Below are 24,017 nucleotides of genomic sequence, written 5' to 3'. Positions count from 1 at the left end.
TTTTCGGGCTTGATCCTGAGGGTCACGTTGGCTACTGAGAACCTGTACAACGACTTCAGGGCACCGTCAGCTAGCGTTTCGCCGCTACGGCTTGCCAGAGCGGTTCAAGCTGTGTGCGCTCCTTGGCGAATCGCAGGGCGAGACGCTGTCTGTCCTCTTCCATGGACTGGATGAATTTGCTCTGCGCCCGAAAACCGGCTTCGTTCTCCTCGAACTTCTCACGCAAGGCTGCCGGTGCCTTGGTTCGGTCCCCACGATAAAACTCGAGTTCTTGGTCGAGCCCTTGCCGGTCGACCTTCAACGTTGCGAGGTAATGCTTGGCGACTTGGGCGGCTTGTTCGATCTGCGCCAGGGCCTCGTCGCGTTCACGGTCGTGAATGCGAACGTCCGGATATCGCACCAGGAGGGCTCGTTCCCGCCGGCGTTCGCCCGCGCGGTCGAGGGCAGCCTGCTCCGCCCGTTGCGCTTGATTCTGGCGAGCGACAAGGTCCCGGTCCGAATAAGTCGGACCGACTGTGCGTAAGACGCCTCCAGTCTTGCGCAACTCCTGCTGGTTCCTGTCCGCGCAATCCGCAATCGGTCGGTCTGAAGTCAACGTGCGGCCGTGGGCGTCTTTGCAGGCATAGACCCGAGGGGGCGACTGGGCATCTGACTCGGCTGAGCTGAGCGAAACCAGGACACAGCAGGCCAATGCGGCGGCTCTTTCTCCGATCGACTTCATCAAAGCACCGCAAATTTCAGGATCCATGTGAGGACGGTCACCAACGTGACGATCAACGCACTGGTGCGCCATACGCCGAAACCATCGGTAGGCTGCTCGCGCCGAAGGGAGACCCACTGCTGCGAGTGCGCCCGACCCTCCCGCGCAGGCTTGTCGGTCCACCAACCGAGGTTTGTGTCGTACTGCGTTTCTTCCATGTAACCGATTGTAGCTACATGTAATACTTTCGTGTGTGTATTTCTCCACGAAAGGAAGGTGGGGGGGCGCCGCCGCTACGGGGCCCTCGGTCGAACGCGTCCGTCGACGGCTGGGCTGGCCGCCGACGTCGCCCACATGCTCCAGGTCACAGATCCCGCTGTCGCCCGCCGAGCGTTGCGCAGTAGGAGGCGAAGAGCGCACCCAGCACCAACGAAATGAATATCCAGAGCGATCCGTAGGCGGTTGCCTTTCGAGCCGAGTCTGCCATCGCCTTGGCCTTCGTCTTGGTCTCTTCCAACGCGGCTTTGGCGCGAGAGTAGACGTCGTTGACACGCTTCTCCGCATCCTGTTGACTCAGCCCGGTTCGCTGAGCGACGACCTGACTCGCGTAGCGGCTGTCTTCGGGCGACAGTGTTCCCGTGCGCAGTGCGTTGGCAAAGATTCGCCCGACTTCGGCAGTGGTCGCGCGTTCCGAGGCGGCTTGCCCTGCGTCCGGCTGGCCGGTTGCCCCCGGCGCCGAAGTCGTGCCGGGGTCCTTTCGGAACAGCGAGTCAGTCATATAAGCCATGGGTCCGCTGCTTGCATCATCTCCGGAGCGGTTCGCTGCAGCTCCTGCCGCCGCTGTCGCTGCGCCACCAGCCACGGTCGAGGCCACACCCATGCCGGCCTTGGCTCCAGCGGTCACCGCCGACCCGACGGCTGAGGCGATCAACGCGAAGGTCACAAGGGTAGCTACTGCCCAAGCGAGAACCCCGTGAGCAGTGTCCCGAAAACGCGCCTCGTCCGTATGGATGCCGCTCCACTTGGTCCGTAGACGCCCAGCGAGGTATCCGCCCAAGCCGGAAGAAGCGAGCTGGGTAAAGGTAATCCAGAAAATGCCGGCGATGCCGATCGTTTTCGCTTCTGCACCCTCGCCCTCCCATGGGGAGGCGAGGCCGAGGCCCATGCCGGCGCCCAGCACCATCATGATCAAAGTAAGCGCGGCGGCCACGGCTGCGCCTGCAAACACGGCGCCCCATGACACGCCTGATCGGGGAGCTTCGGGCGCCGCCACGTCGTGGCGCGGGGCAATGCCTGGCATCGGGGATTCTTGAGCGTAAGTGGCCATGGCGCGTCCTTCAATGTTGATGTACGTCGCATGGAACGCGCCAAGCGGAGATACCGGTGTACGCAAGGCTCGCTGATTCAGGTAGGCAATCGCCCGACCCGGACGCCTTCGAGCCCGGTGGGTTCCAACGCCGGGGCCACTCGGGGGAAGCTTGTATTTATTAAGGAGAGCAACGAGCCGGGCGCCACGATCACGCACGTGTACTTTCCGACGACCGCCATCGTTTCGCTGCTGCAAGTGCTGGAGAACGGCGGTTCGGCGGAAATCGCCGTGGTCGGCAACGAGGGCGTGGTGGGCATCGCGCTGTTCATGGGTGGCGACTCGACCCCGAACCGTGCCATCGTCCAGAGCGCCGGGAAGGGATTGAGGCTCGGCACGAAGGCGATGACTGAGGAATTCAATCGCGGTGGCCCGGTGTTGCATCTCCTGCTGCGCTACACCCAGGCCCTCATCGCACAGATGTCGCAGACGGCTGTGTGCAACCGCCATCATGAGTTGGACCAGCAGTTGTGTCGCCGGCTCTTGTTGAGCCTGGATCGTCTGACGGGCAGCGATCTGGTGATGACGCAGGAGCTGATCGCCAACATTCTGGGCGTGCGACGCGAAGGCGTGACCGAGGCTGCGACGAAACTCCAGGCTGCTGGCTTGATCCGCTATGCGCGGGGACGCATCAAGGTCCTCGACCGCGCGAGGTTAGAGGCACGATCGCGGTTCTTCGTTTTCCCGTCAATCGGTGGCGCAACCGAGATCGGAGCCCCGTTTTGGCCAGGGTTGACAACCAACTCATTGAGTTGCTGTCTCGTGGTGATCGACGGAAGCTGATCTCTGCGGGCGACACCTTCGAACTGAATTTGAGTGACGTGCTCAGCGAGCCTGGTGACGTTACGCGTTACGCCTACTTTCCCATCGACGGATTCGTATCACTGCTGAAGACGATCGAGAACAGGCCCGGTTTGGAGGTCGGAATGGTAGGCCGGGAAGGAATGGTCGGCGTGCAGGTGGCCCTTGGCGTTTCGAGCACACCGTTGCAAGCGGTGGTGCAAGGCCAGGGCATCGCACTGCGCATCGGCGTTGGCGCGCTGGAAGCGCAGCTTGCGGACAGCCCGGATCTGCGCAGAGTTCTCAATCGCTACGTTTACGTGCTCATGACGCAGCTTGCAACCTCTGCCGCGTGTTTGCGTCACCATCATGTCGGACCGCGGCTGGCGCGCTGGCTGCTCATGACGCAGGACCGGGCGCGCTCCGATCACTTTCGGGTGACACAAGAATTTCTTCATGTTGGGCGTTCGCCGAGTCGGCATCACCGCGGCCGCGCGGGCGCTGCAGCACGAAGGACATATCGGGTACATGAGGGGCGAACTCACGGTGCTTCAGCGCCCCGGATTGGAAAAGATGGCCTGCAGCTGCTACGCCTCGGACCGGCGTGCCTACTCGGAAGTTTTCGGCTAGGGAAGCCTGCATTCATCTTTGTCACTATGTGCGTTGGCGAACAGAGGCAGGTGCGCACAAGGGCTATGGTGGATTTGTGAACTCCGTCTCATCGCCCCGGAACCGGCCGCCATCCATGGGTTCAGAATCCTCGCTGCGGTGGCGGCCGGCGAATTGGATCACCGCAGAGTATTCACCACGCCAAATCTTGCCCTTTCTGGTGCTTCCGCACCGAGTCCCTTTGCCCCACAGGTGACTCGATTGCCGGACCCACAGGTCCTCCGCGGCGCCGCATGACGGGCCGGCGCGCGGCGCAGTGCCAAACTTGAAAGGCGACTAACTCGGCAGCAGAACCTTGTCGATGACGTGCACGACGCCATTGCTATTGAAGATGTCGGTAGCCGCGACGCCGCTGCTGCGGCCCCGCTGGTCGATGATCTGAAGACTGCTGTCGATGACGATCGACTGACCCTGCACGGTGAGGATCGGCGTGTTGAGCGGAATCTCGGCCTTCAGCACGCGTGCCGGCAGCACGTGGTAGGTGAGCACTGTGGTCAGCAATGCGGTGTCGGCAAGCAGCGCGTCCTTGGTCACGCCGAGCTCCGCCAGCAGCGCCACGAACGCGTTGTCGGTCGGCGCAAAGACTGTGTAAGGGCCCGGACCCTTGAGCGTGTCGACAAGGCCCGCGGCAACCACGGCCTCGACAAGTATGCTGAGGCTCGGCGTGGATTGGGCCGTCTGCACGATGTCCTGGTTGGCGGGTAGCAGCACGCGATCGACGGTGTGGATGACGCCATTCAGCGCGGCCCCATCGGTGCTGATCACGCTGGTCACGCGATTGCGGCCATCGGTCATCTTCAAGGCCGAGCCCTCGGCCTCGACCTTGAAGAAGCCCCCAGACAGGGGAACGATGGCCTTGCCAAGGGGAATGTCGGCCTTGCGTACCGCGCCAGACAGCACGTGATACCTCAGCACCGTGGTGAGGAGAGGCTTGTTTGCGAGCAGCGCGTCCTTGGTCACGCCGAGTTCGCCCAGGAGCGCCGTGAACGCCTCGTTGGTCGGAGCAAATACCGTATAGGGCCCAGACCCCTGCAGCGTGGCGCTCAGGTCCGCGGCATTGACCGCTTCAACGAAGACGCTCAGTTCAGGCTTGCCCTGCGCGGACTGCACCAGGTTCGGGATTAGGGGCACGAAGCCTCCTCCATCCCCGCCGCCGCCACATGCCGGAAGCACGGCGGTAACGCCGAGCGCGGCGACCGAGAAGATAAGGCGACGGCGTCGCAGCGCAGACTTCATGGCGTGGGCTCCTTCAGGTTGGTGAACAGACCGCTAGACATGCTGAGGCCACGTTGATACGGATTCGGGGATCAACCTGGATCACACGATTGCCAGGCACCGTGTAACGAATCGCAGGTCCGTTGACCGGACCCAGTGGGTCCCTTAACGGCGGCGTCCTCTGATGATCCTCGTCGCCGCTGCAGCACCTTTCTTCCTCGCCCGAAGGTGTTCGCGTTGCAGCAAGCAGGCTTCGGCCGGGATCGAATCGAGCCTGAGCCGCCAATGCGTGGGCGCATGCAAGTCCCTACGGCCTCCAGAAGTCCCACGTCGACGCCTAGTGGCGAGGTAGTGGCCACGGCGCTCTTCCTTGGGAGCAGGCCTCTGGTACGACCACATCAACGCCCAGTTTCGCGTAGCCGAGCACCTCGACCTTGGATGTGTCGGCCAGTCCGCTGACCTGGGTAGTAGAGGGCATACCGCCGGCTGCTGTTCGGACCGCGGCAGTGGCACCAATCTGTCTGTTTTGCAGCGTGCGCGGTCGGAAAAGCTAGGGATGGTCTGAAGAACGCGTTCTGCAATTCGTCTGAATGAACGAGGATGCCGCTCAGCGAGATGGCCCGATAGACGAGCTTCGACCGCCGTCATTGCTGCCCAACGTGTTGATCCGACGCCGGCGGGGACGAGGCTCCTCCAAGGGTGCGCCATGAATCGTGTCCGAGGAGCGCCGAAGTTGCTCTTTCATTGCGCTTTCCATCGACGGCGTGCGGCGCCCCAGATCGGCAAGGCAGCAGGCGATGATGAGGGCCACAAGTGCGCCAAACACGATGTACTCGAAATCCATGCGCGCGAGGTTGACACCCCGCGCGGCCGAGAGCGAACCGTCGTGAACCTCGTTCGAGATCTTGAACAGATTGGATGCGCCTGCGATCTACCGATTCATAGCCGCGGTATCGGTGCCAGGACCAAGGCAGGTCACCTGGCCACGGAGACCCGTGCGGGATTCAACTCCAGCCGAGCCGGCCTACAGACAGCGGCCCCGAATGCTCACACCTCGCGCGCGACAAGCTCCTAGATTCGGAATGACCTCGATCCGAGGTGCGACCAATTTCTTGGGAGACACCATGAAGCAGGGAAAACTTATCACCACCGTGGCGCTTGCCGGATTGCTCGGTCTGTCTAGCGGCGTCACCGGCCAGACTACCGCAATCCCAGCCGCGCCGGATCCCGCCAAGGGCGGGCAGGCCAGCACGAAGACCCCTGCAGGCGTCGCGAATCCGACGCAGCGGCCCGACGGCAGCAACCCGGCCTCCCGCGCCGACGTGAAGTCCGAAGCCCGCCTGGAGAACCGCAGCCCTGCCAACACCACGGTGCCGAAGGGCGAACCCTCGACCATGACGAACAACCAGCCGAATGCGCCCCAGCCGACGGGGGAACTCAGCCGCGCCGAAGTGAAGCCGACGAAGAACGAACTCAAGCCGCAGGCCGGCGTCAAGGGTGAGCGGCCGGACGTTCCGACCAACCCCAAGGACAAGACCGGGACCCCGCAGTAGCAGCGGTCTCGATGGAGTACTAGCCCACCATGCTTTGACCGGAGGGCGTCGATGGGGGCAGCGCTGCTACAAGGTCGAACGTTTGGCCCATACCTCATGCCGACGATCTAGCCAGCCGCGACGAGCCCTCATCGCTTCATCCAGGAAGGTTCGATGGCCCCGAGCCCCTTGAAGAATGGACCACCAAATCAGGTCAGCTGTGTGAACGCGTTACAAGTTGAAAGACTTGCCTAGGATTCTCGCCGCGCGCATGACCCGGACAAGACCGAACAGGTCGCTCGAACCTTTGTACTCGCTCTCAAGTCGTTGATCTGCTTCGAGTCTGCCCGCGAGTCGAAGGCGAGGCGTAATTGAAAAAGGTGCGCTCGGGCGGTGCAGCGCGGCACAACTTCCACACTTGCTCACATGGCTTGCCGCAAACGTTGGAGCTTCACCACCTGGCGCACCAACGCGTCGCCGCCCGTCGAGAATGTGGGCATGACTGAAGATACAGCGCTGAAGATCTTGCGAGACGCCAAGAACGAGGTGCTCAAGACCGGTATGGCTGTGACGGTCGCTGGCTATAGCGTGGACGTTCTTGTGATGCCAAATCCGGGCAATCGCCAAGGCGTCATTTTCGTTGTTCGAGACAGCGAAGTTACCGGAGCGGCTGCTGCTGCAGCCATGGCAGAGTCGGGCAGCCACTTGGTCGCGTAGCGGCCGTTTGGAACAAAGCACGACACCGTGCATGCGCTGCTTCAGCTTCCCAACTCACGGGAAGCCAAGAGGCGTTCGCTGATTCGGAACGCAGCGTTCGGTCGACGCACTGGAGTAACGGGGCGTCACGTGGCCGATTGCGGCCCGCTACTCGCGCTCGCGCAGAGCGAATACCAGCCGAGCATTTTCCATGGCAAGGTCTCCACGGTCGACGGATTGTTGGCCTCGGTCGGCTCGACGAAGTTCGACAACTGTTGGATCTGAAAACTGTCGAGACGCATCGCTCTCGATGAATGGCGCGAGCGCCCCATGTCCCGAGAAAGCCCTGGAGCATATGCCGCGGATTGTTATGGGCGTTGGCGCGGGAGCAGATGACGCAAACCTGAGTCGTAGGCCGTCGCCGTCCGCGCCTTCAGCCACTGCTGACGGCCAGGTCGGTTGCTACAGGCCAACGTTGAACTCCGACCAAGGAGAGGTACGAATGACTGACGAATCCCGCGACATTCCACCCGACGTTCGGCGGATCAACGTGGACGTGCTGCACGAAGTCCGCTCGTGGATGTTCACCCTGGGCTGCACCGAGGCCGAACTGCGCCTTGCGGTGCGTGCCGTCGGCGATTCACCGGATGCGGTGCGCGCCTACCTCCACGACTGGAAAGGCTGACCCCGCGCGACGCAAAGCCGAGATCGCTAAAGACCCGTGCAGCTCATCGAGTCCCCCAGGAGCACCCCAAGAGGGTAGCGAATCGCGACCTGCCCGACGCCGCCAACTGGAGGGCGGAGGCCGAGCCCTGCGATCCGCCGCCTACAAGGTGTTTTGCGCGCCGACCGACGACGTGTCGCCGGTTTGGATCCGCCGCCAGTTTGAGTGCATTCCTCTAATGCCGCGTAACGCCCGGTATTTCGCTTGTGTCGCCACCCCATGCCCCCCACACTTGCTTATGCTGCAGTGCAGCAATCTGTCGCCGTCGTTCCTTTACCTCCAGAAAGCTCCCATGACTTCACTCGCTGCCGATGCCACTGCTTCCGTGCACACGATCTACAGCCTCGCCGGTGAGGCCTTCAAAGGAGCGGAGACGCTCTCCTCGCTCAACCTGCAGACGCTCAAGACGCTGATGGCTGAAAGCGAGGAGAGCAGCCGACTCGCCGGTTCCACGGGCAGCCCGTTGGAAATGATGAAGCTGCAGGCGGCCATGTTGCAAGCCGCGCCGGTCAAGGCGCTGGCGTATGGGCGCCAAGTGCAGGAGATCTTTGCTGCGTTCGACGCCGCGCGACGGACCGCGTACGAGGAGAGCGTCGCCGGCGCACAGGCCAAACTGCTCGCCGCCATGAGCCGTTTCTTCGGGAACACGCCCAACTCAGAGAAGATCGTTGCGCTGACCCAGTCCGCCCTGAACACCTCGAACAAGGCCTACGAGCGCATGAGCGCGGCGACCAAGCAGCTGTCCGAAACGCTGGCTGCCAATGTCACAAAAGTAAGTGGAACCGCCGCGCAGGCCTCGTCCAACGCATCGGCGCCGATTGAGGCCTGATCTGGCGAAACCGGCACTGCCGTGCATTTGCGCGCTGAAGAGATTCCGCTGCGTCCGGAGATCGCCATGAAAGCATCCGACCTCTTCGTCAAGGCGCTGGAGAACGAGGGCGTCAAACGCATCTTCGCCGTGCCCGGTGAAGAAAACCTCGACCTCGTCGAATCCTTGCGACGATCCAGCATCGAGCTCGTGCTCACACGGCATGAGCAATCTGCCGCCTTCATGGCGGCGACCCATGGCCGCCTGACCGGGCAGCCCGGCGTGTGCATGGCCACGCTCGGACCGGGCGCGCTCAATCTGGTCACGGGCGCGGCCTATGCGCACCTGGGCGCGATGCCGATGGTCTTGATCACCGGCCAGAAGGCGATCATGACGGCACGCCAGGCGCGATTCCAGATCGTCGACATCGTCGCCACGATGAAGCCGCTGACGAAGGCATCGCGACAGATCGTCAGTGCGGCCAGCATCCCCACCGTGGTGCGCGATGCGTTCAGGGTCGCTGCCGAAGAGCGACCCGGGCCTGTGCATCTCGAGCTGCCGGAAGACGTGGCCGCTGAGCAGGTGGCGGCCGACGTGAACGTCGTTTCCGTTCACCCGATCGATCTGCCGGTGGCGCATGAAGCGGCCATCGAACGGGCTGCCGCCATGCTGATGCGGGCGATGCGCCCGCTCGTCATGTTCGGCGCGGCGAGCAACCGCCCGCGGCTGCAAGGGCAGCTGGCCGATTTCGTGCGCCGCGTCGGCATTCCCTTCTTCAATACGCAGATGGGCAAGGGCACGGTGGCTGGCGGCGGCATCGCCGAAGGCAGGGCCGGGTTCTGGATGGGTACCGCCGCGCTCACGGAGCGCGACTACGTGCACGAAGCGATCGACCGGGCGGACCTGATCCTCGCCATCGGCCACGACACGATCGAGAAACCGCCGTTCATCATGGGACCCGACGGCCCGATGGTGATTCACGTCGGTTACATGCCGGCCGCCGTCGAGCAGGTGTACTTCCCGCATGCCGAGGTGGTAGGCGACGTCGGCCCCAGCCTCGCGCAGCTGGCCGATCGCGTCGAAGGCCACCTGCCGAACGCCGGAGCCTTGCTGTCGCAGCGCGAGGGGATCCTCGCGCGCACGATGAGCCGCGCCACCGAATCGCGCTATCCGCTGACGCCGCAGCGCATCGTCCACGACGTGCGCCAGGTCATGCCGGACGACGGCATCGTCGCGCTCGACAACGGCATGTACAAGATCTGGTTCGCGCGCTGCTATCCCACGCGCACTGCGAATGCACTGCTGCTCGACAATGCGCTGGCGACCATGGGCGCCGGCCTGCCATCGGCCATGATGGCCGCGCTGCTTCATCCGAAGCGCCGCGTCCTGGCGGTGTGCGGTGACGGCGGCTTCATGATGAATTCGCAGGAACTCGAGACCGCCATCCGGCTCAAGCTCGACCTCGTGGTGCTGATCATCGAGGACAACGCGTACGGAATGATCCGCTGGAAGCAGTCGGTCGACCAGTTCACGGACTGGGGCATGACCTTCGGCAATCCCGATTTCGTGAAGTACGCCGACGCGTACGGTGCCAAGGGGCGCCGCGTCGAGACCGCAGAAGGACTGGCGCCGGCGCTCGAAGCGGCCTTCTCCGAAGGCGGCGTGCAGATCGTCGCCGTGCCGATCGACTATTCGGAGAACACCCGGGTGCTGGTCGACGAACTGCGCCATCGTGTCGTGGCAGTCGCCGCCCAACCGGGAACACTCACGTGAAGATCAAGGCCGCCGTACTTCGAGAAATGGGCGCCGCGCCGTCCTATGCAACGTCCAGGCCACTCTCGATCGAAACGGTCGACCTGGCGCCCCCGGGGCCTGGCGAGGTGCTCATCAAGGTGAGTGCCGCGGGTCTGTGCCATTCGGATCTTTCGGTGATCAATGGCGATCGTCCGCGGCCGATGCCGATGGCATTGGGCCATGAGGCTGCCGGCGTGGTCCAAAGCCTCGGCGACGGCGTCACAGATCTGAAAGCCGGCGACCATGTGGTCGTGGTGTTCGTGCCGAGCTGCGGCCATTGCGCGCCTTGCGCAGAGGGCCGGCCAGCCTTGTGCGAGCCAGGTGCCGCCGCCAACGGCGCGGGCACGCTGCTGTCCGGCGCGCGGCGCATCTCCCAGGTTGGACAGGTCCTCCACCATCATCTCGGCTGCTCCGTGTTTGCCGAGTACGCGACGGTCTCTCGTCATTCGCTCGTCAAGATCGATAGCGCGGTCGCGCTCGACGAAGCGGCGCTCTTCGGCTGCGCCGTCCTGACGGGCGTCGGCGCGGTCGTCAACACCGCGAAGGTTCCCCTGGGTGCATCGGTGGCGGTCGTCGGCCTGGGCGGGGTCGGCCTTGCCGCATTGATCGGCGCGCAGTGCGCCGGCGCGCGGCAGATCATCGCCATCGACCTGTCGGACGACAAGCTGGTGCAGGCACGCGCACTGGGCGCCACGCACACGGTCAACGCGGGGCAGGGCGATGCGCTTGCGCAGGTTCGAGAGCTCAGCGCGGGCGGCGTCGAGTACGCCTTCGAGTTCGCCGGGTCCATCCCGGCGCTCGACCTGGCCTACCGGATCACCCGGCGCGGCGGCACCACCGTCACGGCGGGTCTGCCGCCATCGACGGCGACCCTGCCCCTGGCGGCCGTCAATCTCGTGGCGGAAGAGCGCACGCTCAAAGGCAGCTACATCGGAACCTGTGTCCCTTCGCGCGATGTCCCGCGCTACATCGCGCTGTACCGTCAGGGGCGGCTGCCGGTCGACAAGCTCCTGACCGGCCGTATCGCGCTCGAGGACATCAACCACGCCTTCGACCTTCTGCGCGAAGGCAAGGCCACCCGGCAGGTCATCGTGTTCGACTGAAGCACATCATGAACCGGAACAAGATCGTCAGCGCCGACGAGGCCATCGCGCTGATCCGCGATGGCGACAGTGTGAGTTGCTCCGGCTTCGTGGGGATCGGCACCCCGGAAGAACTGATCGTCGCCCTGGAGAGGCGCTTCCTGACGACGCGGAGCCCGCGTGAGCTGACGCTGGTCTTCGCGGCCGCACCCGGCGACGGCAAGACACGCGGTGTCAACAGGCTGGCCCACGAGGGCCTGGTCGGGCGCGCCATCGGCGGCCACTGGGCGCTGGTGCCCAAGCTCGCCAAACTGGCCACCGACAACCTCATCGAGGCCTACAACCTGCCGCTGGGCACCATCTCGCACCTGTACCGCGACGCCGCTGCGCACCGCGCCGGCACGCTGAGCAAGGTAGGGCTCGGCACCTTCGTCGACCCGCGGCAAGGCGGCGGGCGCATCAATCAGCGCACCTGTGAGGAACTGGTGCGGGTCATGAAGATCGACGGCGAGGAATGGCTCTTCTACAAGGCCTTTGCTGTCAATGTGGCGCTGATCCGGGGCACCACCGCCGACCCGCTGGGCAACCTCACCATGGAGCACGAAGCGCTGCTGCTCGATGCGCAAGCGGCCGCCATGGCGGCGCGCAACGCCAACGGCCTGGTCATTGCCCAGGTCGAGCGCATCGCCGCCGCCGGCACGCTCGACCCGCGAAGCGTGGTCGTGCCGGGGGTCCTGGTCGACTGCGTGGTGGTGGCGTCGCCGGAGTTGCACCAGCAGACCTACGGCACTGCTTACAACGCCGCCTTCTCGGGCGAGATGCGGGTGCCGGCCGACAGGATCGCCGTGGCGGTGCTGGACGAGCGCAAGCTCATCGCACGGCGCTGTGCCTTCGAACTGCCGCTGGGAGGCGTCATCAACCTCGGCATCGGCGTGCCGGAGGTGCTCGGTGCCGTGGCCGCCGAGGAGCGCGTGCTCGATCATCTGACGCTGACGGCAGAACCTGGCGTCATCGGCGGGATGCCCAGCGGTGGGCTCGATTTCGGCGCCGCGGTCAACACGCAGGCGCTGCTGCACCAGAACCAGCAGTTCGACTTCTACGACGGCGGCGGCCTCGACCTGGCCTGCCTCGGCATGGCACAAGTCGATCACGCCGGGAGCGTCAACGTCAGCCGATTCGGCACCCGGCTGGCCGGTGCCGGCGGGTTCATCAACATCAGCCAGAACGCGCGCCGAGTGGTTTTCGCCGGCACCTTCACCGCGGGCGGCCTCGAAGTCGCCATCGAAGACGGAAGGCTGCGCATCGTGACCGAGGGCACTGCTTCGAAATTCGTCAACGCGGTCGAGCAGATCACTTTCAGCGGTCCACAGGCCGTGAGCAAGCAGCAGTCGGTGCTTTACGTGACCGAGCGCTGCGTATTCAGTCTGCAGTCGGGCGGACTGCAGTTGACCGAGGTGGCGCCTGGCATCGACATCGACCGGGACATCCTGGCGCGCATGCAGTTCCAGCCGCTGATCGGGCAGGTCGGATGCATGGATGCGCGCCTCTATCGCTCCGGCCCGATGGGGCTGTCGGCCGCACTGCTCGACCTGCAGTTGAACGAGCGGCTGAGCTACGACAGCGAGCGGAACATCCTCTTCGTCAATTTCCAGGGGTACTCGATTCATGACATGGACGATGTGGACAGCGTGCGCCGAGTCTTCGCCGCGCTGTACCAGAAGGCTGGCCGCAAGATGGCCTTGGTCGCGAACTACGACGGGTTCCGGATCGACGAATCCCTGAGCGATTCGTACTTCGCTATGGTCGAAGAGTTGCATGCTCAGTACTACAGCACCGCGGCGCGCTACACGACCAGTGCCGTCATGCGCCTGAAACTCGGCGAGTCGCTGTCCTCCCGTCGGGGGGCCGCCCATCTGTTCGAGACGCAGTCCGAAGCGCTCGAGTTTCTCCTGCACCGCCCTCACGTGCTGGCCGTCGGACCGGCCTGGCCCGGTGGCCAGCCCTCGACGGGCTGACCGCCGCAGCCCGTCCAACCAAGCGGCTCCCCTTCAACTACAGTGCTTGGGTCGTTCGACCTGGGCTCCGAAGGCGAAGTCGCCATCGTTGCGGAAATCTGTCCGTGCAATTTGTCATCGGCGGCACAATGCCTGAATGCAACACACGCTGTGAGTTTCTCAGTCCATCAAGGGCCGCGAACGGGTCGTTGAACCGGAGCGTCCACGCGGGGGCCTAGATTGTCGGTAGCGTGCCCCGCGATGCTGCTAGCAGTTGGCGCGAATGCGCCGTATCAAGGTTTCCCGGCCGACTCGCTCGGTTTCAACGAACGCAGTTCCTTCGCACCTTGTCTTGGAAATTCGATAGCTGTACTTTGCCTCGACCACACTGGCATCTATGGCGCGGATCGACCGAACGAGAAGCGGCCGATCAAATGAACCATAGAACCTTGAGATATTGGCCTCGTTGAATGGGCCGAGGCCGCGCTTGGCAGGGACGACGAACGCGGCCGCCGTCCTGCCATCGGCCGCGGACAGAGCGCGATAGAAAGCTTTCACAGCCTGAACCTGGCGATCGGGGTTCAACTCGCGAGGCGAAGCGACGCTGGTTGGCGCCGTGGATTCGACGACCGGCGCCTTGCCGGCCGAACCACCGGGTATCGAACCAACCTCCGCACTCGGCTCCGGCGCGGGTTCGACTGCTGCGACGGGAGGCGGCGCTGAGCGTCGTGGGGCGCCCGCCATGACCTCTTTGGTTACTACTTCTGGCGCCGTCGCTTCGGCCGACTGCATCAGCGTGCCGCGCAGAGGGGCGGAAGGCTTGCCCGTGGCGTGCATGAACCAGACCACGAAGCCGATCAACATGGCCAGGCCCAGCGCTCCGAACTGCAACCAGAACGCCCGGGTCTCGGAGGGCAGTAAGGGTTCCCCGTGACTGGATTCTGCCTTTCCATTGGAAGCCGCACTGCGCGTTCCCGGCGACAACGCCTTCATCGCCTCAAGCGCGGACGGACCGGATGGCGCGAATGCGGGCAGCTTCCGCGCGCACCCGATACAAAACATCGCGGTTGCACGGTTGCTTTGCCCGCAATGTTCACAAAGAGTGGACATGGATGATCGCCTTGGACGAGTTCCCTTGAACTTACATGAAGGACCGAGCGTGTATATCGGCGCCTTCCTACTTCGTGCGTTCAGGTGTTCGAGTCACGCGGGCGGAGGCGCAGGGTACGGACGAGGAGGACGTAGCCGAGGGGAGGCGATGTCATGGCTTCCGACTGCCACGGGCGGGCACGTTTGGCTTGATGGCGGGGTTGTCGAAGGACATGTGGGCTGGGCCGCCACATGGATGGCGTGACGAAGTTTGGGCGCACGCCGCCCGATGGCGCCCACGGGGCCTGGCTGTTGTCGCAGACGGAGAGGGCGCGCGCCCTATCGGCCCGCTGCCTTCTTCCCGTCAGTCGGCGTATTCGCCGGCGTCCCTGATCACTTTGGCCCAGCGCGTCTTCTCGATCTCGACGAACTTCCGGTGGCTGGACGGATCGAGCCGCTCGTCGGTGACCACCGTGAGGCCAAGCGCTTCTTCACGCTTGATCAGTTCGGGATCCTTCAAGGCCACGCGCAACGCCGCGTTGAGCTTCGCGAGCACCGCAGGCGGCGTGCCTTTCGGCGCATACAGCCCGTGCCACACCTGAACGTTGAAGTCCTTCAACCCGGCTTCGGAAAGCGTCGGCGCATCCTTCAGCGCGGCCAGCGGCAGCCGCTGCAGGCTGGTGATGCCGAAGACCTTGACCTTCTTGCCTTCGATCTGCGGCACGGCGTTGACCGCCTGCTCGCACATGAGGTCGACTTGCCCGCCGATGAGGTCGGTCATCGCCGGCGCGGTGCCCTTGTAGGGCACGGGCGTCATGGTGGTCTTCAACGCGCTCTGGAACATCAATCCGCACAGATGCGAGGCTGAACCGAGCCCCGCGTTGGCGAGGTTCACCTTGGTGCCGTTGGCCGCGAGCCACTGGCGCAGCTCTACGAAGTTGTTCGCCGCCAGGCCCGGCTTTCCGATCAGGACCGACGGTGCTTCGTTGATCAGCCCCAGGGTCTCGAAGTCTTCCGGCACCTTGTAGCTCAGCTTGCGGTAAAGCGCGGGGGTGGTCGCCATGCCAATGTGGCTCACGAGCAGCGTATAGCCATCAGGCGCGGCCCTGGCCACCTTGGCCGCCCCGATGGTGCCCCCCGCGCCGATCGTGTTGTCGATGATCACGGTCTGCCCAAGCGGCTTGCGAAGCGCCTCGGCCAGATCACGGGCAATCTTGTCGGTCGGCCCGCCGGCCGCGAAGGGTACGACGATGGTGACGGGCTTGTCAGGAAAGTCCGCGCAGGCCAGCGTGGCTGACCCGGCCAGGGTCACGCCGGCGACGTGGCGCCAGAGCTTGTTCATGTCTTGTCTCCGTGGTGGTTCGATGCTGCGTCAGGCTGAGAGCGCATGCATCTCGCGATACAGGTCCGCCTTGCCTTCGAAGCCGATGCCGGGCAGGTCAGGCAGGGTCACGAAGCTGTTTTCGACCTTGACTCCGTCCGGGAAGCCACCGAAAGGCTGGAACAGGTCCGGGTACGACTCATTGCCGCCCAATCCGAGGCCGGCCGCGATGTTGAGCGACATCTGGTGGCCACCGTGCGGGATGCAGCGGCTGGCCGACCAGCCATGCTCCTTGAGCATGTCGAGCGTGCGCAGGTATTCGACCAGGCCGTAGCTGAGCGCGCAGTCGAACTGCAGCCAGTCGCGGTCCGGGCGCATGCCGCCGTAGCGGATGAGGTTGCGCGCGTCCTGCATCGAGAACAGATCCTCGCCCGTGGCCATCGGGTTCTTGTAGAAGTTGCGCAGCGCGGCCTGCAGTTCGAAGTCCAGCGGGTCGCCCGGCTCTTCGTACCAGAAGAGGTCGTACTGCGACAGGGCCTTGGCATAGGCGATGGCGGTTTCCAGATCGAAGCGGCCGTTGGCATCGACGCAGAGCTTCTGGCCGTCTTGCAGGACTTCCATGATCGAGTCGATCCGGCGCAAGTCCTCGTCGAGCGAGGCGCCACCGATTTTCTTCTTGACCACGGTGTAGCCGCGGTCGATGTAGCTGCGCATCTCGTCCTGCAGCTTCTTGTGGTCCTGCCCTGGGTAGTAGTAGCCGCCGGCCGCATAGACAAAGATCTTGCGGTTCGGCTTGCCGTCGCCATAGCGGTCGGCCAGCAATTGAAATAAGGGTTTGCCCTCAATCTTCGCGACCGCATCCCAGATCGCCATGTCGATCGTGCCAATCGCCACCGAGCGCTCACCGTGGCCGCCGGGCTTCTCGTTGGTGAACATGGTGTTCCAGATCTTGTTCGGGTCGAGGTTGTCGCCAGTGGCGTCCACCAGCGATGCCGGGTCAGCTTCGAGGATGCGGGGGATGAAACGCTCGCGCATCAGCTTGCCCTGGCCATAGCGGCCGTTCGAGTTGAAGCCGTAGCCAACCACCGGCTTGCCGTCGCGGATCACGTCCGTGATCACCGCGACCAGGCTCAGGGTCATCTTGCTAAAGTCGATGTAGGCGTTGCGGATGGGCGAGCTGATGGGGATGGTCTTCTCGCGGATTTCGACGATCTTCATGGTTGTCTCCAGGCGGTTTGGATAGGCAGACTGAATGGTCGGCGACGCAAGCCTTTTCGGCCAATGCTCAATTTCTCAACTTCTATGCGCTGGACGAACTGCTATGAATCTGATCTGGCTCGACGACTTCCTGGCACTGGCGGCCACAGGGAATTTCTCGCGTGCGGCAGATGACCGCCACAGCTCGCAACCGGCGTTCAGCCGGCGCATCCGCGCGCTGGAGGCATGGATCGGGGCTGACCTGTTCGACCGCAGTTCGCAGCCCGCCACGCTGACCGAGGTCGGTGAGTGGTTTGCCGGCGTGGCGCAGGAATTGAACGCCCGGGTGGCGCGGGTGCCCGGCGACGCCAAGAGGATCGCCGAGGCAAGCTCGGTCACTTTGCGAATCGCATCCACGCACGCACTCTCCTTCACATTCCTGCCGCGGTGGTTGAGAAGCCTCGAATCGCACACGACGCTCGGCCCGGTGCAGCTCATGTCGGATGTGCTCGAGCGTTGCGAAGCACTGATGCTGCAGAGCAAGGTTCAGTTCGTGCTGAGTCACGCGCACGGCAAGGCGCACGGCGCGTTGGACGCCGAGCCATACAGATCGGCTCGGATTGGCGAGGATGTGCTGGTCGCTGTGTCGGCGCCAAACGAAGGAGGCAGCGCGCGTTACCAACTGGGGATAGGCGGCGTTGCGGTTCCCGTGCTCCAGTACACGGAGGAATCTGGATTGGGACGCATCATCCGGGCCGTGCTGGGGCGCAGGCTGAAAGCGCTGGGGGTCCAAATCGTTTTCACCGCGCACCTGGCCTCGGTGCTGCGAACGATGGCGCTCGATGGCCGGGGCATCGCGTGGCTGCCGCAGACTCTTGTAGAGCACGACATTGGCCAAGGGCGCCTGGTCGCTGCAGCCAGTAGCGAGTGGTCCGTGCCGCTGGAAATCAGGCTCTATCGCGACAGCGAGCTTTTGGGGAGGGCTGCCAACGCCTTCTGGAATACGGCTGTCGGTGGCTGAGCGGCCTCTTTGAGCATCACTTGCGCTTCGTCAAGCGGCCCGAAGCAGAAGTTCGTAGCGCCTGACAGCTGACGCTCAAATGGGTGGATTTCGCGCTATCGCCGCCTTGCAGATCGGTTCGGTTCAGCCTATAAAGGTCCGGCCACCCTGAGGAGGCTGTATGCCTGATGATCAGAGAAATTTCCAGCCACTGGATCCAGGTCGGATCCTTGAAGAAGATTCCCTAGAGTTGCAGTACTGGTGCAAGGAGCTTCGATGCACTGAGGCTAAACTGCGGGAGACCATCTCCAAGGTCGGCAATCACGTCGCTGCCGTGCGCGAACATCTCGCCTCGCGGGAGTGATTCGCCGGCCAAGTGATCCAGCTTGAGGATGCGCTTGAGGTGCGCAAAGAGCATCTCAACTTTCTTGCGATCGCGCCGCGACTGCTTGTACTGCGGAGTGTCGGCGAGTTCGCGGGCTATGCCCGTGATCGCCCATGAACGCGCGCGTGATCCTTCGGTTCGACATGTTGGGACAGCACTGTTGCTTCAATCGAGCATCCGGCGCAGTCATGCTGACTCGCGCTGTGGCGGATCGTTCAGGCCTTGGTGATATGCGTGCGCGGCTTGATGAACTGGCGGCGGTCACTCGACAATCGGTCGCCGAGAACCACGCCGGATGGTTTGATAGGCTGTCCGCATATTTGCTGGCCGAGCGCCTCCGCCGGCGAATCCTTTCCGTTGAGCTAGCTCAGGCGAGGAACACGGTGCTGGCACCGCGTGATGCTCTCGACATTCAAAGAATGTACGAAGTGCTGCGTGCCGTCGCTGCTGAAGCTGCGCGGGACCAACTGCCACGCCGAAATATTCGGGCTCATCTTCGAGCATTGATAGAAGTTGAACGGCGGCTTTGGAGGCCGCTGTCCTTCCGCTTTGGGCCCTGACTTCCACTCCGGCCTCGTGAAGATCGGCCGTTCGATCTGGCTTCGAAACCGGGTTGGGGCAGTCGGCGAGGGGATGCATATCGGGCGATGTCCACAATGCCTTGGGACCGACCGTAGATTCTGAATGTTCGCGGCACTGAATGACCGCACTCTGGATGACAGCGTGAGTTGGTCTGGCGGCAAGGGAGGACCGCTAACGCTGCTGCACACCGGCCGGACGATGGGCGTTGGCGGAAGGCAGGGGAGGCCCGAAGCGCCTGGTGGCCGACAGGCTACAGGCGGCCAAAAGCAGCCGGTCGGCCCTGCCGCAGGGTTCGGCATAACCGGACGTTCCCTTCAAATGCCCAACGTGTAGCGCGCGTTCACTCGACCCGCACGCTGCATTGCCTCGCTAAGGTTCATGCGACCGAGCGCTTCGGCGCATCCAGTTGCTCAAGCTGACCCCCTGCCAAGCTCTGGCGGGTGGACGCTTGGTTCAGCAGGTCATGCGGAAACCCCAGACTGGGCGAGCCCGCCGCGTTCAATTGCGAAAGTTGCTGGTCTGTGAAGCGCACATCCGCGGCGGCAAGGTTGTCCTCCAGCTGTACCACCGACTTCGGCCCGATGATGGGAATGGCACCGCGTGCTGCCACCCAGGCGATGGCCACCCGTCCCGGGTTCGACCCCATCTCTTCGGCGACAGCTTGCAGGGCGTCAAGGGCGTCGTCTTCGCACAAGGCGGGCGCTTCGGCGGCTTCAGCCTGTACCTGAAGGACGGCAAGCCGACGTACACCTACAACTGGGTCGGCCTCGAACGTTACACGGTGGCCTCTCCCCAGGCGCTTGCGCCCGGCAAGGCAACCATCAAGCTGGACTTCGCGTATGACGGCGGCGGCCCGGGCAAAGGTGGCATCGCTTCACTGTCGGTCGGCGGACAGAAGGTGGCGGAAGGCCGAATCGAGAAAACGATTCCGTTCCTCATCTCGCCCGACGAGGGCGCAGACGTTGGAGAGGACGACGACACGCCCGTCTCGGGCGACTACGTGGCGGGCATCAAGAGCCGCTTCACCGGGAAGATCGAGAAGGTGACCGTGGAGGTGCGATGAATTCAAGGCGTGCTTGCCGCAGGGCGCTCGCGACAAAGGAAACCACCTTTCGCTCAAGAACAAAGGTTCCGGATGAAGCGCTTCCGGGCACCCGCAGCGGCGGTGTCAGGCGCGTCGTATCTGGCTTGGTGGCGTAGGTCAGAATGCGAGCCAGGACCGGACACCCGCCCATACCTCCCAAATGATTGATGCTCTCGTCTCACCATGGTCTTGTCTTGGCGCCCTTGCCGGATTGGCGCTCGCGGTGGTGGTCCACTGGGCCGCGCCGGGCGACATCGACACCGTTCAGGCCGGGGCATGGTTGGTGGGCATCGGTTGGGCGACCTCAGCGCGCTTGAACCGGAGCATGTACAGCTCAATGGGGCGGTCGTCACTACCGCGCAAGCTTTGACCATCGTCGAGGCCCAAGGGATTGACGTCAGACCGGAAGAGTAAGAACGGAGACCCCCGCGAGTGCCCGCCGAAGTCGGTGCGCGTACGGCAGATTGCGGCCCAACATCGGACCTTCATGCCTGCCTTCCAATTTGCCAAGAACTCACCGACGGACATGACCCACAACCGCCGTCGGAGCCGCGCCCAGCGAAACCTTACGGGGGCGTCCGTAGAATTCACCGCTTTGCCGAGACAAACATGACCACTGCCAAGAAGCAAACGGCGTTCACGCGCCCCCTGACACCCAGCGTCGAGCTCGCAGCCATCATTGGCTCCGCACCCCAGCCTCGAACCGAGGTCACCAAGCTGCTGTGGGACTACATCAAGCTGAACAACCTCCAAAACCCGGCGAACAAGCGCAACATCCTTTGTGATGCCAAGCTTCAAGCGGTGATGGGCAAGCCCGAGGTCACGATGTTCGAAATGTCGGGTCTTGTTGGGAAGCACCTGTCCTGAAGAGCGTTGCCGCACGCACGCAGCCGACTTGGGCCGGCCGGAGCCGACCTTGGTCGGTGGCCGGCCCCAGACGGCCACCTCCGGTCATTCGTGTGTCGCCCGGTACGACCGGTCATTCTGATGCGCCTGACGCAACCGACGTTCGAGGATCCCTCGCCTGTGGTCATGGAAGCACGCTGGTCGCTCGTGAAGACTTCCGATCGATCGCTCCTGATGCAAAGAGCCATTCTGCGCCGGACGAACCAAGCGGTGTCACTCGCCTGCGTTCGCCCGTAGACGGCGCGGTACGCGACAACATCCAGCAGGGACTGAAGCGACTTGCGGCACTCCACCTTTCGGAGTAGTGCCAGCCAGCGCTGGCCTGCATCTTTGAGTCGATGCCGCTTGACTCAGCGACTTGTTCAGCAGCAACCGCGAGCGCAGTTCCTGTGATGACTGCCGTCGCCAGCGGCGACTGCGATGACGAATCGAGATTGCGAGGGCCCGAAATCCACGCTGAGTTCGCTCGCTTAGGCCGTATCACTTCGACGTCGGCGCACTCCAGGTATCGAGTTCAAGATCGACATTGCGATGACCGCTTCCAAGTGCGAAGCGGAGATTCCCGCTGCGAGGCCGAAGGTCGCTGATGGGCCCTGATTGCCACTCCGGCCACGTCAAAAGCGGCCGCTCGATCTGGCTTCGAAACCGGGTTGGGGCAGTCGGCGAGGGGATGCATACCGGGCGATGTCCGCAATGCCTCGGGACCGGCCGTGGATTCTGAGATGTTCGCGGCACCTGAATGACCGCACTCTGGATCACAGCGTGAGTTGGTCTGGCGGCGCGGAGGACCGCAGACGCTGCTCAACTGCCTTCAAGCGGAGGAGGGCGGGAGTAGCTGTCGATGCGCGATATCGCGCTGCGTATCGGGCCCAAATCAGCAGTTCGGCCGAATAAGTCCTTCATCAGAGCTCAGGCGCTCCCCGCCAGCGCCCTGTCGATCGTCACCACGATCCCGGCGGTATGTGCGGAGCGGCTCGACGCCAGGAAGGCCACCATGGTCGAGACTGACCAACAAGAAAAGACGGCCTACCGCGCGGCTACGCGCCAGCCGCCGGCGTAGTGGAAGTCCCGAATAGTGCGCGATTAGCGATCATTGTTGTTCGATTGTCGGATCATGGACCAAGTCGAAGCCTGTCCGCTAAGCGTCAATCCGACTATCGTTGCCCGTCCACGCAAGCAATCACCGCACGGCGATTACCCATCGATCAGCAGGCTTGGCGGAAACAACCTTTCGCAACTCCAGGAGACAACGCCATGACGACATCCCTTTTGAGGCGGCGCGCCGCTCTGTTCACCCTGTCGGCCCTGAGCTTGGCCGCCTTTGGCCCTGCAGCGCAAGCCCAGGACGCCGACAAGTGGCCCACGCGCACCGTGCGGCTGATCACGCCCTATCCGACGGGCGGCGCACCGGACACGATTGCCCGGGTGCTGGCCGAAAAGCTCTCACGCAAGTGGGGCCAGAGCGTGATCGTGGAGAACAAGCCGGGCGGCAACGGCTTCATCGCGATCGATGCCTTCAAGCGCGGCGCCAAGGACGGGCACGACCTGATCCAACTCGACAGCGTGCACATCGCCGCCTACCCGTACCTGTTCAAGAAGCTGCCGTACGACCCGGCGAAGGACTTCGACGTGCAGGCCACGCTGTGGAAGGCCTATCTCATGTTCGTGGTGCCGACCGGCAGCAAGTACAAGACCGTGGGCGACGTGGTTGGCGACGCCAAGGCCAACCCGGGCAAGATCGACTACGGCTCCTGGTCCATCGGCAACCCGGTGCATCTGGGGATGGAGGAACTGCAGCAGCTGACCGGCACCAGCATGCAGCACGTCGTGTACAAGGAGACCTCGCAGCTCTACACCGCGGTCGCCACCGGCGAGTTGCCGGTCACGCTGGGCACGGCCGGCACGACCGGGCCGATGTACAAGGCCGGCAAGGTCCGCTTCCTGGCCGTGGGTGCGCCCCAGCGGCTGGCCGCCTATCCCGACGTGCCGACCGTGGCCGAGGCCGGCGGCCCCAAGGACTACGAAGTCAGCGGCTGGAACGTGATCGCCAGTCCCAAGGGCTTGCCGCTGGCGGTCAGGGACAAGATCCGCCAGGACATCGCCGAGGCCGTCGCCAGTACCGACGTGCAGGATCGCTACGCGACCTTGGGCTACGTCCCGCTGGCGCTGGATCGCGCGAAGATCGAAGCGTTCATCCAGGCCGAGTCCAAGCGCCATGAAGCCATCATCAAACGCGCCAAGATCGAACTGCAATAAAAGCAATGAAATTGGCGGGGCGGGGTGGTGCTGAATCGGATCGAACCCCTCACTTCCAAGACGTCCTACGCCGGGCGGATCTTTGCTGCCACTTCCCAGCTGTGGCCCGCGGGATCGACGAAGTTCGCACAGCGCATCCCCCAAGGCTTTGTCGACAGGCCCCGCGAGCAAGGCCACGCCGCGTTGCTGCAATTCGCGGCAGACCGGATTGACGTCGGGGACCCAGATGCTGAGCTGAAAGCGGGAGCCGGCATCCGCTGCAGCCACGCGGTCCGGATGGATGATCTCACGGGCGTTGTCGACCTTCAGCAGGTTGATGATCAGGTTCTCGAACAGGACCGCCAACGAGTTCTCATCTCGAAAACCACCTGAACGCCGAATCAGACTGGTAGAAGGTCCTCGCGGCTTGCAGGTCCTCCACGCCTCATGGCGATGAGGCGGTTGAGGGAGATTGTCATGTCGCGGCCCTTTCGGGGTGCCGCAATGTCGCTTCAAGACTGGTTGCTGCCGGTCGATCTTCTGCGTCGAACGACGGCGAGCGCTTAGAGCTGACATTCGCACTTCCTTTGGTGACCGGCTGGTCTATTTCGGAGCTTTCGCTTGGGGAGACATCGTGACCAGATCCGGGACAGGGCAGGGCAGCTGTCGGGTCGCTTGGTGGCAACGCCGGCTTTCCTGTCAGCGGCTGCGTCCAAACGTCGCGAGATGGCGGTCAGGCCCCGGACTGGCCGTACGCCTCGCTCCGAAGCGGCTGACCGTTTTTTCCCCGGGGAAGCCGCGCACACGTGCCGGACGCGCATCATCCGCACCCGCATTGACGGCCGAGGGTCCTTCAAA

Annotated in this window: 25 protein-coding genes and 2 pseudogenes; 17 read left to right on the top strand and 10 right to left on the bottom strand. The window is 63.8% G+C overall.

All coding sequences use genetic code 11. The features are described 5' to 3' along the window. Window positions 1-70 precede the first annotated feature (70 nt). From QTI33_RS26565 to QTI33_RS26555, 3 genes are all read right to left on the bottom strand, one after another. Window positions 71-748 carry a DUF4124 domain-containing protein gene (locus tag QTI33_RS26565; RefSeq protein WP_286509358.1) on the bottom strand — a complete coding sequence of 226 codons (678 nt, stop codon included), beginning with the start codon at window positions 746-748 and terminating at the stop codon, window positions 71-73. Then, complete coding sequence (locus QTI33_RS26560; protein WP_286509357.1) at window positions 721-918, bottom strand: hypothetical protein; 198 nt, start codon at window positions 916-918, stop codon at window positions 721-723. The genes QTI33_RS26565 and QTI33_RS26560 overlap by 28 nt, the downstream gene beginning before the upstream one ends. 146 nt (window positions 919-1,064) lie before the next feature. Continuing rightward, window positions 1,065-2,027: a hypothetical protein gene (locus tag QTI33_RS26555; protein WP_286509356.1), complete on the bottom strand. Its 963-nt coding sequence runs from the start codon at window positions 2,025-2,027 to the stop codon at window positions 1,065-1,067. A gap of 189 nt (window positions 2,028-2,216) precedes the next feature. Between QTI33_RS26555 and QTI33_RS26550 the strand changes: the two are divergent. Together QTI33_RS26550 and QTI33_RS26545 are read left to right on the top strand one after the other, a co-directional pair. After that, window positions 2,217-2,735: pseudogene (locus QTI33_RS26550) on the top strand (Crp/Fnr family transcriptional regulator); the annotation flags it as partial. A 53-nt stretch (window positions 2,736-2,788) separates the two neighbouring features. Further along, window positions 2,789-3,556: a Crp/Fnr family transcriptional regulator gene (locus QTI33_RS26545; RefSeq protein WP_286509355.1), complete on the top strand. Its 768-nt coding sequence runs from the start codon at window positions 2,789-2,791 to the stop codon at window positions 3,554-3,556. Between the two features lie 235 nt (window positions 3,557-3,791). Here QTI33_RS26545 and QTI33_RS26540 read toward each other — a convergent pair whose 3' ends face one another. Then, window positions 3,792-4,751 (bottom strand): fasciclin domain-containing protein, encoded by a 960-nt coding sequence (locus QTI33_RS26540; protein ID WP_286509354.1) that lies wholly within the window; start codon window positions 4,749-4,751, stop codon window positions 3,792-3,794. A 1,103-nt stretch (window positions 4,752-5,854) separates the two neighbouring features. Between QTI33_RS26540 and QTI33_RS26535 the strand changes: the two genes are divergently transcribed. Beyond that, entirely contained in the window at window positions 5,855-6,283 is a 429-nt protein-coding gene (locus QTI33_RS26535) for a serine/threonine protein kinase (protein WP_286509353.1), read from the top strand. Window positions 6,284-6,688: 405 nt separating this feature from the next. After that, on the top strand, window positions 6,689-6,979 hold the full coding sequence (locus QTI33_RS26530) for a hypothetical protein (RefSeq protein WP_286509352.1): 291 nt from the start codon (window positions 6,689-6,691) through the stop codon (window positions 6,977-6,979). A gap of 125 nt (window positions 6,980-7,104) precedes the next feature. Here the strand turns inward: QTI33_RS26530 and QTI33_RS26525 are convergent, their stop codons facing one another. Continuing rightward, a complete protein-coding gene (locus QTI33_RS26525) occupies window positions 7,105-7,260 on the bottom strand; it encodes a hypothetical protein (protein WP_286509351.1) in 156 nt (51 codons plus the stop codon). Between the two features lie 200 nt (window positions 7,261-7,460). On the opposite strand from QTI33_RS26525, the gene QTI33_RS26520 reads away from it, so the two are divergent. The 5 genes from QTI33_RS26520 (at window position 7,461) to QTI33_RS26500 (ending at window position 13,381) form a co-directional block, all read left to right on the top strand. Further along, complete coding sequence (locus QTI33_RS26520; protein ID WP_286509350.1) at window positions 7,461-7,643, top strand: DUF3606 domain-containing protein; 183 nt, start codon at window positions 7,461-7,463, stop codon at window positions 7,641-7,643. 331 nt (window positions 7,644-7,974) lie between these two features. Continuing rightward, window positions 7,975-8,511, top strand: a complete 537-nt coding sequence (gene phaP, locus QTI33_RS26515) for a TIGR01841 family phasin (protein ID WP_286509349.1) — start codon at window positions 7,975-7,977, stop codon at window positions 8,509-8,511. 66 nt (window positions 8,512-8,577) lie between these two features. After that, complete coding sequence (locus QTI33_RS26510; RefSeq protein ID WP_286509348.1) at window positions 8,578-10,263, top strand: acetolactate synthase large subunit; 1,686 nt, start codon at window positions 8,578-8,580, stop codon at window positions 10,261-10,263. Further along, window positions 10,260-11,387 (top strand): zinc-dependent alcohol dehydrogenase family protein, encoded by a 1,128-nt coding sequence (locus tag QTI33_RS26505; protein WP_286509347.1) that lies wholly within the window; start codon window positions 10,260-10,262, stop codon window positions 11,385-11,387. Before QTI33_RS26510 ends, QTI33_RS26505 begins: the two co-directional genes overlap by 4 nt. A gap of 8 nt (window positions 11,388-11,395) precedes the next feature. Continuing rightward, window positions 11,396-13,381, top strand: coding sequence for an acyl CoA:acetate/3-ketoacid CoA transferase (locus QTI33_RS26500; RefSeq protein WP_286509346.1), 1,986 nt, complete (start codon window positions 11,396-11,398; stop codon window positions 13,379-13,381). A gap of 246 nt (window positions 13,382-13,627) precedes the next feature. Here QTI33_RS26500 and QTI33_RS26495 read toward each other — a convergent pair whose 3' ends face one another. The 3 genes from QTI33_RS26495 to QTI33_RS26485 all read right to left on the bottom strand — a co-directional run bounded on the left by QTI33_RS26495 (window position 13,628) and on the right by QTI33_RS26485 (window position 16,988). After that, window positions 13,628-14,470 (bottom strand): hypothetical protein, encoded by an 843-nt coding sequence (locus tag QTI33_RS26495; RefSeq protein WP_286509345.1) that lies wholly within the window; start codon window positions 14,468-14,470, stop codon window positions 13,628-13,630. 343 nt (window positions 14,471-14,813) lie between these two features. After that, window positions 14,814-15,791 (bottom strand): tripartite tricarboxylate transporter substrate-binding protein, encoded by a 978-nt coding sequence (locus QTI33_RS26490; protein WP_286509344.1) that lies wholly within the window; start codon window positions 15,789-15,791, stop codon window positions 14,814-14,816. Window positions 15,792-15,821: 30 nt separating this feature from the next. Next, window positions 15,822-16,988 carry a mandelate racemase/muconate lactonizing enzyme family protein gene (locus QTI33_RS26485; protein ID WP_286509343.1) on the bottom strand — a complete coding sequence of 389 codons (1,167 nt, stop codon included), beginning with the start codon at window positions 16,986-16,988 and terminating at the stop codon, window positions 15,822-15,824. A 103-nt stretch (window positions 16,989-17,091) separates the two neighbouring features. Between QTI33_RS26485 and QTI33_RS26480 the strand changes: the two genes are divergently transcribed. Both QTI33_RS26480 and QTI33_RS26475 read left to right on the top strand, forming a co-directional pair. Next, window positions 17,092-17,988 carry a LysR substrate-binding domain-containing protein gene (locus QTI33_RS26480; protein WP_286509342.1) on the top strand — a complete coding sequence of 299 codons (897 nt, stop codon included), beginning with the start codon at window positions 17,092-17,094 and terminating at the stop codon, window positions 17,986-17,988. Between the two features lie 160 nt (window positions 17,989-18,148). Then, window positions 18,149-18,331 carry a DUF3606 domain-containing protein gene (locus tag QTI33_RS26475; RefSeq protein ID WP_286509341.1) on the top strand — a complete coding sequence of 61 codons (183 nt, stop codon included), beginning with the start codon at window positions 18,149-18,151 and terminating at the stop codon, window positions 18,329-18,331. 9 nt (window positions 18,332-18,340) lie between these two features. Here QTI33_RS26475 and QTI33_RS26470 read toward each other — a convergent pair. Next, a pseudogene (locus QTI33_RS26470) lies at window positions 18,341-18,518 on the bottom strand (IS5/IS1182 family transposase); the annotation flags it as partial. Here QTI33_RS26470 and QTI33_RS35305 point away from each other — a divergent pair. Beyond that, a complete protein-coding gene (locus tag QTI33_RS35305; protein WP_444814894.1) occupies window positions 18,466-18,912 on the top strand; it encodes a hypothetical protein in 447 nt (148 codons plus the stop codon). The pseudogene QTI33_RS26470 and the gene QTI33_RS35305 sit on opposite strands and share 53 nt — an antisense overlap. A gap of 398 nt (window positions 18,913-19,310) precedes the next feature. Here QTI33_RS35305 and QTI33_RS26465 read toward each other — a convergent pair whose 3' ends face one another. Further along, the gene (locus tag QTI33_RS26465; protein ID WP_286509340.1) at window positions 19,311-19,628 is read right to left on the bottom strand and encodes an aldo/keto reductase; all 318 of its coding nucleotides are present in this window, start codon (window positions 19,626-19,628) and stop codon (window positions 19,311-19,313) included. Here QTI33_RS26465 and QTI33_RS26460 point away from each other — a divergent pair. From QTI33_RS26460 to QTI33_RS26440, 5 genes are all read left to right on the top strand, one after another. Further along, complete coding sequence (locus QTI33_RS26460) at window positions 19,596-19,997, top strand: hypothetical protein (protein ID WP_286509339.1); 402 nt, start codon at window positions 19,596-19,598, stop codon at window positions 19,995-19,997. The genes QTI33_RS26465 and QTI33_RS26460 overlap by 33 nt on opposite strands. 630 nt (window positions 19,998-20,627) lie before the next feature. Further along, window positions 20,628-20,885 carry an SWIB/MDM2 domain-containing protein gene (locus QTI33_RS26455; RefSeq protein ID WP_286509338.1) on the top strand — a complete coding sequence of 86 codons (258 nt, stop codon included), beginning with the start codon at window positions 20,628-20,630 and terminating at the stop codon, window positions 20,883-20,885. An 880-nt stretch (window positions 20,886-21,765) separates the two neighbouring features. After that, entirely contained in the window at window positions 21,766-21,984 is a 219-nt protein-coding gene (locus QTI33_RS26450; protein ID WP_286509337.1) for a hypothetical protein, read from the top strand. Window positions 21,985-22,178: 194 nt separating this feature from the next. Further along, window positions 22,179-23,180 (top strand): Bug family tripartite tricarboxylate transporter substrate binding protein, encoded by a 1,002-nt coding sequence (locus QTI33_RS26445; RefSeq protein WP_286509336.1) that lies wholly within the window; start codon window positions 22,179-22,181, stop codon window positions 23,178-23,180. A 27-nt stretch (window positions 23,181-23,207) separates the two neighbouring features. Beyond that, window positions 23,208-23,552 (top strand): hypothetical protein, encoded by a 345-nt coding sequence (locus QTI33_RS26440; protein ID WP_286509335.1) that lies wholly within the window; start codon window positions 23,208-23,210, stop codon window positions 23,550-23,552. The last annotated feature ends 465 nt before the right edge of the window (window positions 23,553-24,017 follow it).

It is taken from the genome of Variovorax davisae (assembly GCF_030316845.1).
GTDB classification, from domain to species: domain Bacteria; phylum Pseudomonadota; class Gammaproteobacteria; order Burkholderiales; family Burkholderiaceae_C; genus Variovorax; species Variovorax davisae.
Note: the sequence above shows the minus strand (reverse complement) of the source record. Positions and strands in the feature narration are given on the sequence as shown.

Coding starts and splice junctions, on each gene's coding strand:
- QTI33_RS26565 (WP_286509358.1), bottom strand. CDS start 748: ATGGATCCTGAAATTTGCGGTGCTTTGATGAAGTCGATCGGAGAAAGA.
- QTI33_RS26560 (WP_286509357.1), bottom strand. CDS start 918: ATGGAAGAAACGCAGTACGACACAAACCTCGGTTGGTGGACCGACAAG.
- QTI33_RS26555 (WP_286509356.1), bottom strand. CDS start 2,027: ATGGCCACTTACGCTCAAGAATCCCCGATGCCAGGCATTGCCCCGCGC.
- QTI33_RS26540 (WP_286509354.1), bottom strand. CDS start 4,751: ATGAAGTCTGCGCTGCGACGCCGTCGCCTTATCTTCTCGGTCGCCGCG.
- QTI33_RS26535 (WP_286509353.1), top strand. CDS start 5,855: ATGAAGCAGGGAAAACTTATCACCACCGTGGCGCTTGCCGGATTGCTC.
- QTI33_RS26530 (WP_286509352.1), top strand. CDS start 6,689: ATGGCTTGCCGCAAACGTTGGAGCTTCACCACCTGGCGCACCAACGCG.
- QTI33_RS26525 (WP_286509351.1), bottom strand. CDS start 7,260: ATGCGTCTCGACAGTTTTCAGATCCAACAGTTGTCGAACTTCGTCGAG.
- QTI33_RS26520 (WP_286509350.1), top strand. CDS start 7,461: ATGACTGACGAATCCCGCGACATTCCACCCGACGTTCGGCGGATCAAC.
- phaP (WP_286509349.1), top strand. CDS start 7,975: ATGACTTCACTCGCTGCCGATGCCACTGCTTCCGTGCACACGATCTAC.
- QTI33_RS26510 (WP_286509348.1), top strand. CDS start 8,578: ATGAAAGCATCCGACCTCTTCGTCAAGGCGCTGGAGAACGAGGGCGTC.
- QTI33_RS26500 (WP_286509346.1), top strand. CDS start 11,396: ATGAACCGGAACAAGATCGTCAGCGCCGACGAGGCCATCGCGCTGATC.
- QTI33_RS26495 (WP_286509345.1), bottom strand. CDS start 14,470: ATGTCCACTCTTTGTGAACATTGCGGGCAAAGCAACCGTGCAACCGCG.
- QTI33_RS26490 (WP_286509344.1), bottom strand. CDS start 15,791: ATGAACAAGCTCTGGCGCCACGTCGCCGGCGTGACCCTGGCCGGGTCA.
- QTI33_RS26485 (WP_286509343.1), bottom strand. CDS start 16,988: ATGAAGATCGTCGAAATCCGCGAGAAGACCATCCCCATCAGCTCGCCC.
- QTI33_RS26480 (WP_286509342.1), top strand. CDS start 17,092: ATGAATCTGATCTGGCTCGACGACTTCCTGGCACTGGCGGCCACAGGG.
- QTI33_RS26475 (WP_286509341.1), top strand. CDS start 18,149: ATGCCTGATGATCAGAGAAATTTCCAGCCACTGGATCCAGGTCGGATC.
- QTI33_RS35305 (WP_444814894.1), top strand. CDS start 18,466: ATGAACGCGCGCGTGATCCTTCGGTTCGACATGTTGGGACAGCACTGT.
- QTI33_RS26455 (WP_286509338.1), top strand. CDS start 20,628: ATGACCACTGCCAAGAAGCAAACGGCGTTCACGCGCCCCCTGACACCC.
- QTI33_RS26450 (WP_286509337.1), top strand. CDS start 21,766: ATGCGCGATATCGCGCTGCGTATCGGGCCCAAATCAGCAGTTCGGCCG.
- QTI33_RS26445 (WP_286509336.1), top strand. CDS start 22,179: ATGACGACATCCCTTTTGAGGCGGCGCGCCGCTCTGTTCACCCTGTCG.